This is a genomic window from uncultured Azohydromonas sp. (assembly GCF_937926365.1).
GTDB lineage: Bacteria > Pseudomonadota > Gammaproteobacteria > Burkholderiales > Burkholderiaceae_C > Azohydromonas.
This window is the reverse complement of the sequence record NZ_CALAOH010000031.1, coordinates 1-11,951: the sequence shown is the minus strand read 5'-3', so window position 1 is coordinate 11,951 and position 11,951 is coordinate 1. Positions and strand designations below refer to the sequence as shown.

At 69.4% G+C, this 11,951-nt stretch carries 12 protein-coding genes; 2 read left to right on the top strand and 10 right to left on the bottom strand.

The genetic code is table 11. The features are described 5' to 3' along the window. Positions 1 to 667, top strand: a 667-nt coding sequence (locus Q0741_RS03100) for a cobalamin-dependent protein (RefSeq protein ID WP_298231734.1), incomplete at its 5' end; no start/stop codon positions are given. Positions 668 to 781: 114 nt separating this feature from the next. Here Q0741_RS03100 and Q0741_RS03095 read toward each other — a convergent pair. Both Q0741_RS03095 and Q0741_RS03090 read right to left on the bottom strand, forming a co-directional pair. Then, complete coding sequence (locus Q0741_RS03095; RefSeq protein WP_298231733.1) at positions 782 to 2,065, bottom strand: hypothetical protein; 1,284 nt, start codon at positions 2,063 to 2,065, stop codon at positions 782 to 784. A 351-nt stretch (positions 2,066 to 2,416) separates the two neighbouring features. Then, entirely contained in the window at positions 2,417 to 3,202 is a 786-nt protein-coding gene (locus Q0741_RS03090; protein ID WP_298231732.1) for a DUF2189 domain-containing protein, read from the bottom strand. Positions 3,203 to 3,384: 182 nt separating this feature from the next. On the opposite strand from Q0741_RS03090, the gene hutF reads away from it, so the two are divergent. Further along, positions 3,385 to 4,767, top strand: coding sequence for a formimidoylglutamate deiminase (gene hutF / locus Q0741_RS03085; RefSeq protein ID WP_298231731.1), 1,383 nt, complete (start codon positions 3,385 to 3,387; stop codon positions 4,765 to 4,767). 21 nt (positions 4,768 to 4,788) lie between these two features. Here hutF and Q0741_RS03080 read toward each other — a convergent pair whose 3' ends face one another. The 8 genes from Q0741_RS03080 to Q0741_RS03045 form a co-directional block, all read right to left on the bottom strand. Continuing rightward, positions 4,789 to 5,391, bottom strand: a complete 603-nt coding sequence (locus tag Q0741_RS03080) for a hypothetical protein (protein ID WP_298231730.1) — start codon at positions 5,389 to 5,391, stop codon at positions 4,789 to 4,791. A gap of 187 nt (positions 5,392 to 5,578) precedes the next feature. Further along, positions 5,579 to 6,547 carry a tripartite tricarboxylate transporter substrate binding protein gene (locus Q0741_RS03075; RefSeq protein WP_298231729.1) on the bottom strand — a complete coding sequence of 323 codons (969 nt, stop codon included), beginning with the start codon at positions 6,545 to 6,547 and terminating at the stop codon, positions 5,579 to 5,581. A gap of 1 nt (position 6,548) precedes the next feature. Then, on the bottom strand, positions 6,549 to 7,550 hold the full coding sequence (locus Q0741_RS03070; protein ID WP_298231728.1) for an aldo/keto reductase: 1,002 nt from the start codon (positions 7,548 to 7,550) through the stop codon (positions 6,549 to 6,551). A 138-nt stretch (positions 7,551 to 7,688) separates the two neighbouring features. Next, positions 7,689 to 8,654 carry a Gfo/Idh/MocA family oxidoreductase gene (locus Q0741_RS03065; RefSeq protein ID WP_298231727.1) on the bottom strand — a complete coding sequence of 322 codons (966 nt, stop codon included), beginning with the start codon at positions 8,652 to 8,654 and terminating at the stop codon, positions 7,689 to 7,691. 1 nt (position 8,655) lies between these two features. Beyond that, on the bottom strand, positions 8,656 to 9,510 hold the full coding sequence (locus Q0741_RS03060) for a class III extradiol dioxygenase subunit beta (RefSeq protein ID WP_298231726.1): 855 nt from the start codon (positions 9,508 to 9,510) through the stop codon (positions 8,656 to 8,658). Between the two features lies 1 nt (position 9,511). Next, entirely contained in the window at positions 9,512 to 9,955 is a 444-nt protein-coding gene (gene ligA / locus Q0741_RS03055) for a protocatechuate 4,5-dioxygenase subunit alpha (protein WP_298231725.1), read from the bottom strand. Positions 9,956 to 9,965: 10 nt separating this feature from the next. Beyond that, the gene (locus Q0741_RS03050) at positions 9,966 to 10,904 is read right to left on the bottom strand and encodes an amidohydrolase family protein (protein ID WP_298231724.1); all 939 of its coding nucleotides are present in this window, start codon (positions 10,902 to 10,904) and stop codon (positions 9,966 to 9,968) included. 3 nt (positions 10,905 to 10,907) lie between these two features. Then, positions 10,908 to 11,951, bottom strand: a 1,044-nt coding sequence (locus Q0741_RS03045; RefSeq protein ID WP_298231723.1) for an NAD(P)-dependent oxidoreductase, incomplete at its 5' end; no start/stop codon positions are given.

Below are 11,951 nucleotides of genomic sequence, written 5' to 3'. Positions count from 1 at the left end.
GCCGAGGGCCGCGGCGGCGGCGGCCACCAGCCCGGCTAAGGCGGACGGCGGCGAGATCGAGCGGCTGATGGCGCTGCTGCGCGGCCACGACGGCGCGGCGCTGCGCCAGGCGCTGGCGGTGGCGCAGGCGCGCCATGGGCTGCGCGGCTTCGTGATCGAGGTGGTGGCGCCGATGGCGCGGCGCGTGGGCGAGGCCTGGCTGCACGGCGAGTTGCGCATCTTCGAGGAACACCTGTTCACCGAGTGCGTGCAGGCCACGCTGCACGCGGCGCTGGGGAGCCTGCCCGTGCATGCGGGCCGGCCGCGCGTGCTGCTGACCACGCTGCCGGGTGAGCCGCATGGGCTGGGGCTGCTGATGGCGCAGACGGTGCTGAGCCTGGAAGGCTGCGCCTGCCTGGCGCTGGGCACGCAGGTGCCGCTGGACGACATTGCCGCCGCGACCGCGTCCTGGGGCGCCGAGGTGGTGGCGCTGAGCGTCACCGGCTGCCAGAAGCGCAACCTGGTGCTGGCGAGCCTGGCACGGCTGCGCGCGCTGCTGCCGGCCGGCGTGGCGCTGTGGGTGGGCGGCGCCGCGCCCGCGCTGGGCCGCCGTCCTCCCGAAGGCGTGCTGCGGGTGGCGGCGCTGGAGGACATTCCGGAGGCGCTGCGGGCGTGGCGCACGGCATGAGCGGTGTCGCAAAGCACCTCTACACGTGCGACCAGGCCCCTCCTGGGCCTGAGCGCACCGCTGCGGCGTCAAGCTGAACCGTTGCGGACTTGAACGCAGCGGGCCAGCGCCGATTCAGGACGCCTGCCTCACGCAGCGCATGTACTTCGCGGGGCACCGGGCGCTCAGCCCGCCCGATGGCGAATCGGGAAAATCGGCGGACCCGAACATCTGCAACACCTTGGTCCAGGCGAGATAGGGTTCGCGCAAGTCACGTTGCCAGAAAATGTAATTGCTGTGCAGGCGGTCCCTGGCAAATACATAAAGATCGCGAACCGGAGGCGGATCGAAGGGGCCGCCCGCATGAGTCGAGCGGTAGGAATGGTGCTCCACCTGCATGCCGATGGGGACTCGGCCACGCGCCTGGTCGTTGAACGGGTAAATGTATTGTTCGTGCTGGGGGTCGTCGAGGTAAACATCCGGCGAACCCAGTCCAATGCCCTTGTCCAGCAGGTTCTCAACGATACCAGGCGTGTAATTGACGGGGTAATTCACAAACTGGATCACCACGGTATTCTGGAATGCCCTGCGCGCCGCCGTATCCACCAGAGACAAGCCCGCGTAATACCCTGCCTTCTGCTCCTCGGTGACAGGGTCCACGGGTTTCCCGAATGCCGTTTCCGCCATGATCACGCCTTCGAAATTCGGGTTGCCGTTGTAGCGCCGGGCCAGTTCCCGGATCAGCAGGATCAGGCGATAGCGCGCACGCTCGTTCCAGAGCGTGAGGTTCTCTCCGAAAGTGCCCCGCTGGTTCTCGAACTTGTAGGCGCCACCGCCGTAGTAGGGCGCCCGCAGGTATGCCGGCGCCACCTTGCCCTCGCTGAAGCCGCGGATACTCAACAGCAGGAAGAAGCGCTTGTGTTGCGCCGCCGCCTTGGCCATGAACCGGTTGATGCGCCAGAAGCGGTACACCCCTTTCTCCGGCTCCAGTTGTGACCAGTAGGCGCGCAGCACGATGCCTTTCACCACGGGCAGCGGACGAATCTCGCTCAGGGCCCTATCAAGGATAGTTTCATTGATATCTGAATCCAGCACCACGTAGTGGCCGGGATTCCATTTCATTTCACCCGGCGCAAGGCTGAATTTCGGCACGGACGCGTCCAGGCTTTGCGCTGTTTCCTTCCCGGGCGACTGCAATTGCGGCAAGGCTTCAAGCGCCGCCTGCGAGGAAGTTTCAAAATCTTTACTGGCCCAAAGCGCCTCCCCATCGCTTCGGGATTGACCGGATTCCATGGACGGCGTGGCCGCGACCGTCAATCCGACCGAATCGCCATGACCGCCACCGCCGCCACAGCCCCCCAGCCACAAGGCCGCGGCCATTCCGAAAACCAACGTCAGGCGATTATTGAAAGTACTCATGGCGCGTTGGGCAGAGCCCTGGAAGCCCGTAGAAACCCGAAATACCGCACCAACCAAAGTACTCCGGTCCGCGGCAGGCCGGAAACCATCCATGGAAAAGGCGGTTAGGCGCTTACTGAAATTCTGGCTGCTTCGGCTTGGCCGACAGGCCCCGGAATTTCAGATATCGAATATCCCGTGATGCCGGCATCACGCCGTATTACCCGGAACGGTTCCCCGTCACGGGCGCCTGCGGCGTGGATGAGGTGTCGATGACGGGCGCGGTGGCGGCCCTCGCCAACGCCGTGTCCAACGCCACCGGCATCCGCGTGCGGGAGTTGCCGGTGACGGGGGACCAGCGGCTGGCGTGGGTCAGTCCTCGACCATTTCCCGGTACGCATGCCAGCTCGCATGCGCCAGCAGCGGGAAGACGAAGATCATGCCCAGCATCAGCGTCGCGAAGCCCAGCAGCGCCAGGCCGGCGATGAGCGCGGCCCACAGCAGCATGGGCAGCGGGTTGCGGACGCAGCAGCGCAGGCTCGTGAGCGCGGCGGTGATCACATCCACCGGGCGGTCCACCAGCATCGGCGCGCTGACCACGCTGAGCGCGAACACCGCGCCGGCCAGCAGCGCGCCGGCGCCCAGGAAGATCAGCATCAGTCCGAGGTACTGGCCGGACAGCACTTCAGCCATGAGCTGCGAGAGGTGGATGGCCTCGCCGCTGTAATAGAAGGCGAACAGGATCGCGGCCATGCGCTCCCACAAGAGGTAGGTCAACGTCAGCATCAGCCCGAACAGCGCGATGGAGCCGGCATTGGTGCGGATGGCTTGCAGCGAGTCGCGCAGGTGCGGCGCCTGGCCCTCCTCCATCTGGCTCGCGAGCCCGTACAGCGCGATGGCCAGGAAGGGCCCCACCAGCAGGAAGCCGCCCAGCAGCGCCGGGGCGATGTAGGTGGCCTTCCAGGCCGCGGTGCTCAGCAGCATGCCGACCGCGGCGATGAGCACGCCCATGCCGAGGCTGGGCGCGGGCGTGCGCATCATGTCGTGCATGCCCTGGCGCAACCAGTGCAGGGGGCGGTCCGTCGTGACGGCTCGCACGCCGGGGGCGGTGGAGGAATGCGGACGGCGGAGGCTGTGTCGATCTAGCGTGTGGGCCATGGCGGAACTCCTACGCGGTGGGAAAGACAAGCCGGGCCGGCGCCGGTTCATGAAAACCGGCGCCGGCGTACTGCAGCGGATGCTAGCGATGCCCCGGGAGCAAGAAAACATGCGCTGCCAGCGTGGGAAAGGCGCCTCGCGGCATACCCTGGCTCCCTCACTGCACAGCCTTGGAGACTTCGATGCTCTCTCAACTTTGGGCCCCCCGCGCCTGGCTGCCCGGCGGCTGGCGCGAGCGGGTGCTGCTGGAAGTGGGCCGCGACGGGCGCTGGTTGGCCATCACGCCGGACAGGGATGCGCCGCCGGGCGCGGAGATCGCCGCAGGGCCACTGCTGCCCGCCCTGGTGGATGCGCACAGCCATGCCTTCCAGCGCGCCTTCGCCGGGCTGGCGGAAACGCGCGAGGGCGCAACGGAAGACGACTTCTGGTCCTGGCGCGAGCGCATGTACGGCGTCGCCTCGCGCATCACGGCCGGGCAACTGTGCGCCGTGGCGGCGCAGCTCTACGTGGAGCTGCTGCGCGGCGGCTACACGCAGGTGTGCGAGTTCCACTACCTGCAGCGCGATCCCGAGGGCCAGCCTTATGCCGATCCGCTCACGCTGGGCTGGGCGCTGGCGGACGCGGCGGCCGAGGCCGGCATCGGGCTCACGCTGCTGCCGGCGTTGTACGAGCGCGCCGGCTTCACGTTGCCGGCCCTGCGCGAGGAGCAGCGCCGCTTCGCGCTGGACGCGCAAGGCGCGTGGGAGGCGGCGCGGCGCGTGCGCGAGGCCGGCCGGCCATTGCTCAGCGCCGGGCTGGCGATCCACTCGCTGCGCGCGGCGGCGCCGGTGTCCATCCTGGCGCTGCGCGACCTGTCGGAGGATTTCGAAGGGCCGATCCACATCCACGTGGCCGAGCAGAGCGCCGAGGTCGAGCAATGCCTGGGCGCCACCGGCGAGCGCCCCATCCAGTGGCTGTACGGGCAGGGGCTGCTGGACCCGCGCTGGCACCTGGTGCACGCCACCCATGCCACGCGCAAGGAGATCGCGGCCGTGGACGCCAGCGAAGCCGGCGTGGTGCTGTGCCCCTCCACCGAGGCCAACCTGGGCGACGGCCTGGCGGACCTGCCCGGCTGGCTCGCGGCCGGCGTGGGGGTGTCCATCGGCTCGGACAGCCAAGTCTCGCGCGACGCGGTGGAGGAGCTGCGCTGGCTGGAGTACGGCCAGCGCCTGCACCTGCGCCGGCGCAACCTCGCCGCGGCGCCGGGCACGGGCCAGCCTTCGACCGCGGCGCGCCTGCTGGACGTGGCGGTACACGCCGGCGCCCGCGCGGCCGGCGAGCCCGCCTGGGGCCTGGTGGAAGGCGCGCGGGCCGATGCGCTGGTGGCGGATGCCGGCGCGGGCGGCCTGCTGGGTGTGCCGGCCGAGCGGCTGCTGGATGCGCTGCTGTTCGCCGGGCCCACGCGGCCGTGGCGCGACGTGCTGGTGGCCGGGCGCTGGGTGATCCGCGAGGGCCGCCACCCCGAAGCCGAGGCCATCGCGCAGCGCTTCAGCGCGGCGATGCTGGCGCTGTGGAGCGGCGGTTGATCCGGAAACGAAGCTTGACGCTCAGCCCGCCCCGCCGGATGACCGGGTGCGCCACTGCCTGAAATCCTCCGCGAACTTGTGCTGCCGCCACGCGCGGTAGTCCTCGTCAAGCTGGCGCAGCTGCTCCTCGCGCCACTGGAGGTAGTCGGGGTCGAAGTCCTCGTCCGCCTGCGTCCCGGCGGAACGCTGGCCCTCCGGGACCTCGGGCACGTGCCCCCAGGCCTGGAAGCCGCCACCGAAATCGCCCCCGCCCTGGAACCGCCCCGCATCGGCCGCCGGGCGGCCCGAGCCTGCGGGCCCGGGCGTGCCGAGGTGCGGCGCCTCGGCCACGTGGCCCCGGACACCCAGGCCGCCATGCCGGAAATCGCCCGGCGCCGCGCCGTAGCCGGGCGCTTCACGGCCCTGCCCCCCATTTTGGCCACTGCCGGAACCCGTCCCCTGGGCAGGGCCCACGACCCGCTGCCCATCCGTGTCGTACAGGCGTTCGCGATGGGCCGGTCGGAAATTCGGTTGTTCCATGGAAGCTCCTTCTGCACGTTTTCGGCCCCACGCATAGGCCAGCAAGGCCCCGACGCCGAGGCCCAGCAGCAGCCGGGTACGTCTTGCCTGCGTCGTCTGCTCCATGGCGCTTCCTCCAGCCGACAGGGTGAAAGGACCGGGGCCGGTGGCCGCTGCAGGCGTGCCTGGCGGGCAGCCCGGGGTCTCGCGCGGGATCGCGAGCAGCCAACGTGCCGATGTCGCCATCGCCCACGGCGCCGGGCGCAGCGCAGCCAGTCGCCGGCCGCGGCGCCCTACTCCGCCCTACTCTGCCCTACTCCGGCTGGATGCCGGCCGCCCGGATCACCGTGCCCCAGTGCGCGATCTCGCTCTTGAGCAGATCGCCCAGCTGCGCCGGCGTGCCGGACGCCAGGCGCACGCCCAGGACGCCCAGGCGCTGCTGCACGGCCGGCGTCGCCACCGCCTCGCGAGCGGCCTGGTTCAGGCGCGCGATCACCGCCGCTGGCGTGGCCGCGGGCACCGCCAGCGCGTTCCACGAGGCCACCGCGTAGCGCAGCACCCCGGACTCCTGCACGGTTGGCACCTGCGGCAGCGCGGGGTTGCGCTTGTCGGAGGACACGGCCAGCGCCCGCAGCACGCCGCCGCCCACCTGCCCCAGCACCGGCGCCAGGATCTCGAACGCCACGTCGGCCTCGCCGCCGCGCAGCGCGCTCACCACCGCCGGCGTGCCCTTGTACGGGACCACCAGCGCGTCGATGCCGGCCTCGCGCTTGAACATCTCGGCCGCCAGGTGCTGGGTGCTGCCGGCAGAGATGGTGGCAATGGTCAGCTTGCCCGGGTTGGCCTTGGCGTAAGCAATCAGGTCCTGGAGCCGGCTGAAGCGCGAGCCCGCGGGCACGAACAGGCCGATGTCGAACACGCCCAGCAGCCCCACGGGCGCGAAGTCGCGCAGCGTGTCGTAGGGCAGCTTCTTGAACAGCGACACGCTCAGCGCGTTGCTGTTGCTCATGAGCAGCAGCGTGTGCCCGTCCGGCGCGGCGCGCGCCACCGCCTGCGAGGCGACGATGCTGCCGGCGCTGGGCCGGTTGTCCACCACGATGCTCTGGCCCAGGCTCCTGGCCATGGGTTCGGCCACGGCGCGGGCCGTGAGGTCCGCCACGCCGCCGGGCGCGAAGGGCACGACCAGCGTGATCGGCTTCGATGGGAAATTGCCTTGCGCCCGCACCGCGCCGGCCAGCGGCAGCAGCGTTGCGGCGGCAACCAGGCGGCGGCGCGGGATCACCTCAGAACTCCTCGGTGTCGATTTCCTGCTGCGTGGCGGCGTTGTAGCGGGCACCGGCCACGGTGCGCTGGTTGATCAGCGCATCCAGCTCGGCCAGCGTCGCGGCGTCCAGCGTCACGTCCACCGCGGCCAGGTCCTCTTCCAGGTGCGCGAGGCTGGTGGTGCCGGGGATGGGCACGATGTCCTCGCCCTGCGCCAGCAGCCAGGCCAGCGACAGCTGCGCCGGGGTGCAGCCGCGCGCCTGGGCGATGCGCCGCAGGCCCTCGAACAGCTCCAGGTTGCGCGCGTAGTTCTCCGGCGTGAAACGCGGCATGGCGCGGCGGATGTCCTTGGCGTCCAGCGTGGACACGTCCGTCAGCCCGCCGGCCAGGAAGCCGCGGCCCACCGGGCTGAAGGCGACGAAGGCCACGCCCAGCTCGCGGCAGGCCTGCAGCACCGCGATCTCCGGGTTGCGCGTCCACAGCGAGTACTCGGTCTGCAGCGCGGCGATCGGGTGCACGGCATGCGCGCGGCGCAGCGTCTCGGCCGACACCTCCGACAGGCCCAGCGTGCGCACCTTGCCCTCGCGCACCAGGTCGGCCATGGCGCCCACCGATTCCTCGATCGGCACCTGCATGTCCAGGCGGTGCAGGTAGTAGAGGTCGATCACCTCCACGCCCAGGCGCTGCAGGCTGTCCTCGCAGTTGCGGCGCAGGGTCTCGGGGCGGCCGTCGATGACGCGGCGCGTCACGCCGTCCTCGCCCTTGACGCCGGCCATGCCGCCCTTGCTGGCAAGCGTGAAGCGGTCCCGATGGGGCTTCAGTGCCCGCCCGACCAGCGTCTCGTTGGCGCCGAAGCCGTAGAGGGCCGCGGTGTCGAAGAGCGTGACGCCCAGGTCGAGCGCCCGCAGCAGCAGCCGCTCGCCTTCCTGCGGCGGCGGCGGCACGCCGTAGGCGTGGCTGAGGTTCATGCAACCCAGGCCGAGGGCCGAGACGCTGAAGGGACCAATGCGACGCTGCTGCATGAGGCTCATTCCTCTGTCGATCAAAGCTCTGGTTTCAAGAAATTCCGTCATGCCCGCGAAGGCGGGCATCCACGCATGCCGATACGCGGCCGCTCGGTGTTCGTGGACACCCGCCTTCGCGGGTGTGACGGGTACATGTCACAGATCCGCGTTGAGCTGCTGCTCCAGCTGGTGCAGCACCTCGTAGCAGGGCAGCACCTGCGCCACGCTGGAGTTGGGCTCGCGGCCTTCGCGGATGGCGGCGAAGAACTCGCGGTCCTGCAGCTCGATGCCGTTCATCGACACATCGACCTTGGACACGTCGATCTTCTCCTCCTTGCCGCTGACCAGGTCGTCGTAGCGGGCGATGTAGGTGCCGCTGTCGCCGATGTAGCGGAAGAAGGTGCCCAGCGGGCCGTCGTTGTTGAAGGACAGCGACAGCGTGCAGATCGCGCCGTTGGCGGCCTTGAGCTGGATGCTCATGTCCATGGCGATGCCCAGCTGCGGATGGATGGGGCCCTGCACCGCGTTGGCCTTCACGATCGGGCTGCCGCACTGGTAGGCGAACAGGTCCACCGTGTGCGCGGCGTGGTGCCACAGCAGGTGGTCGGTCCAGCTGCGCGGCTGGCCCAGCGCGTTCATGTTGGTGCGGCGGAAGAAGAAGGTCTGCACATCCATCTGCTGGATGTTGAATTCGCCGGCCTCGATCTTCCTGTGGATCCACTGGTGGCTGGGGTTGAAGCGGCGGGTGTGGCCGCACATCGCCACCAGGCCCGTCTCCTTCTGCAGCCGCACCACTTCCTGCGCGTCCTCCAGCTTGTCGGCCAGCGGAATCTCCACCTGCACGTGCTTGCCGGCCTTCAGGCACTGGATGGCCTGCGCGGCGTGCATCTGCGTGGGCGTGCACAGGATCACGGCGTCCACCTCCGGCAGCGCCAGGCTGTCGGCCAGGTCGGTGGTCACGTGCTTGATGCCGTACTTCTCGGCCACCTCGCGCGTCTTCTCCAGGTCGCGGCTGACGAGCGAGACCACCTCGACGCCGTCGATGTTCTTGATGCCGTCCAGGTGCTTGATGCCGAAGGCGCCGGCGCCGGCCAGCGCGACCTTGATCGTTTGGTTGCTCATGTCAGTTGTTCTCCAGGATGAGGTGGCCCACGGCCGTGTTCGAAGCGGGCACGTGATAGAAGCGGTGCTTGACGGTGGGCTTCGGGCCGCCGTTGACGTCGCTCATCGCGCCGCGCGCGATCAGCCACATCACCAGCTCGATGCCCTCGCTGCCGGCCTCGCGCACGTAGTCGATGTGCGGGATGCTGGCGGCGGCTTCCGGGTCGTCGATCAGCTTGTCCAGGAAGGCGTTGTCCCACTCGCGGTTGATCAGCCCCGCGCGCGGGCCCTGCAGCTGGTGGCTCATGCCGCCGGTGCCCCAGATCTGCACGTTGAGCGGCTCGTCATAGCTCTCCACCGCCTTGCGGATGGCCTTGCCCAGATTGAAGCAGCGCCGGCCGCTGGGCACGGGGTACTGCACCACGTTGACCGCGAAGGGAATCACCGGGCAGGGCCAGGCCTCGGGCTGGCCGAACATCAGCGACAGCGGCACCGTCAGGCCGTGGTCCACGTCCATCCTGTTGACGATGGTCAGGTCGAAGTCGTCCTGGATCACGGACTGCGCGATGTGCGAGGCCAGCTCCGGATGGCCGATGACCTTGGGCACCGGGCGCGGGCCCCAGCCCTCGTCGGCGGGCTGGAACTCCGCCCCCGTGCCGATGGCGAAGGTGGGAATGATGTCCAGGCTGAAGGCCGTGGCGTGGTCGTTGTAGACCAGGAAGATCACGTCGGGCTTGTTCTCCTTCTCCCACTGCTTGGAGAAGTCGTAGCCCTGGAACACCGGCTGCCAGTAGGGCTCCTGGGTCTTGCCCAGGTCCAGGGCGGCCCCGATGGCCGGCACGTGCGAGGTGTAGACGGATGCGGTGATGCGGGCCATGTCAGTTGCCTTTTTTCTGTCCGGCCGCGCCCTGCGGCTGGCGGTGGGGCTGCGCATCGCCGTGCTCGCCGGCATAGCGGTTGCCTTCGGCGGAGCGGCCGCCGGCGGCCATCATCTGCCGGTACTCTTCCTCGGTCATGCCGGTCATGCTGCCGGCCATCTGCTGGAAGCTGCGGCCGTCGGTGGCGCCGATCTTGGCCAGGAAGTAAATGTTGCCGCCCAGGGCGATACAGCGGTTGAGGTCGCGGTCGAGCACGGCCTGCTTCTGCTCTTCCGTCATCGCCCACTGGTCCAGGTAGGCGCGCTCGTCGGCCTTGAACTTCTCGCGGTTCTCGGCCTTCATCAGCGACATGCAGAACTGGTTGAGCCAGTACCCCTTGCGGGACTGGTCGGCGTCGAAAATGGTCGTGCCAGGCACGTCCTTGTACGGTTTTTCCAGTGCCATGGAGGTCTCCTTACTTGCTGACTTCCTCGGGCCAGTACAGCCGCATCGGGTTGTCCACCAGCAGCTGGCGCTGCAGCTCGGCCGTGGGGGCGATGTGCGGGATGAAGTCCACCAGCAGCCCGTCGTCGGGCATGTGGCCCTTGAGGTTCGGGTGCGGCCAGTCGGTTCCCCACAGCACGCGGTCCGGGAACTCCTCCACCACGCGGCGTGCGAAGGGCACCACGTCGCGGTAGGCGTTGCGCTCGCCGTTCAGGGCCGGGGGGCCGCTCACCGACAGGCGCTCGGGGCAGCTCACCTTGCTCCAGACGTTGCCGTGCTCGCGCATGAAGCGCAGGAACAGCTCGAACTCCGGCCCGTCGATGGGCTTCGTCACGTCCGGCCGGCCCATGTGGTCCACCACCACGGTGGTCGGAAGCGCGGTGAAGAAGTCCCACAGCTCCGGGAGATCGACCGCCTCGAAATAAATGACCACGTGCCAGCCGAGCTTGGCAATGCGGCCGGCAATCTCCATCAGCTCGTCTTTGGGCGTGAAGTCCACGAGCCGCTTGACAAAGTTGAAGCGCACGCCGCGCACGCCGGCGTCGTGCAGCGCCTGCAGCTCCGCGTCGCTGACGCTGCGCTTGACGGTGGCCACGCCGCGGGCCTTGCCCTCGCTGTGCAGCAGCGCGTCCACCAGCGCGCGGTTGTCGGCGCCGTGGCAGGTGGCCTGCACGATCACGTTGCGCGCGAAACCGAGGTGGTCGCGCAGCGCGAAGAGTTGGTCCTTGGACGCGTCGCAGGGCGTGTACTTGCGCTCCGGGGCGTAGGGGAACTTCTCGCCCGGGCCGAAGACGTGGCAGTGCGCATCGACGCTGCCGGGCGGCACCTGGAAGGCGGGCTTGGCCGGGCCCTCGTACCAGTCGAGCCAGCCGGAGGTCTTGGTGAAGTCACCGGTGGTGGGTTTGCTCATCATTCAGTCCTTCTTGACGTGGGCCAGGATGCGATCGGCTTCGGTGCGCCAATCGGGGCTGCGGGCGAATTCCTTGGTGCCCTTGGGGCCGAACAGGCCCTGGTCGGCCAGGTCGGCGACCCAGGCCTGGCGCTCGGCGGTGCCGGCGGCGCTCCAGGGCGTGAGGCCGGCCTCGCGCACCGTCTCGGCCACCTCGCGCACTTCCTCGCTGCGGCGGCGGCCGTGCTCGATCACGCGCTGGAAGAAGTAGGCCGCCTGCTTCTCCCAGTCGATGCCGGGAAAGGTTTCCTGCAGCGAGGCGATCACCGCATCCTCGACGCCATAGTGGCGAGCCGATGTAAAGCTTTCGATGACCATGGCCTCCAGGCCCTTGATCATCACGCTGCGGCACATCTTGGTGGCGGAAGCCACGCCCAACTTCTCGCTGCTGACCTTGGCGTCGAAGCCCAGGGCGTTGACCAGCGGCTCCAGCGCGCGCGCGTCCGGGCCGCCCAGCAGCAGCGGCACGCGGATGCGGTAGGGCGGGACGGAGGTCATCACCGCGCCTTCGACGTAGCGCCCGCCCGCGGCGCCGATCAGCTCCGCGGCGCGCTGCTTGGCGCCGGGCGAGGCGGAGTTGAAGTCCAGGAAGAAGGTGCCGGCCCGGATGCCCGCCACGCAGGCCTGCGCCACCGGCACGGCCTGGCTCGCGGTGACGGCGCTGACGATGAAATCGGCGCGCGCGGCCAGGTCGGCATGCGAGGTGGACAGGCTCACGCCATGGACGCGCGCATGCGCCACCAGCGCCTCGGCCGTCGCGGGCGCATCGAGCTTGAGGTCGTAGGCGAAGACCGTCAGGCCCTGCTGGCGCAGGTCCTCGGCCAGGATGCGGCCCACCTCGCCGTAGCCGACGAGGCCGATGTGCCATTGCTTGGGATCGTCCATGGCGGGTGCTCTCCTAGGTTCAGTCCAGCGAGACCTTGGCGCGCTGGATGACCTCGGCGTACTTCTTCGACTCGGCCGCGATGAAGCCGTTGAACTGCTCGCGCGTGGCCGGGAACAGGTCGT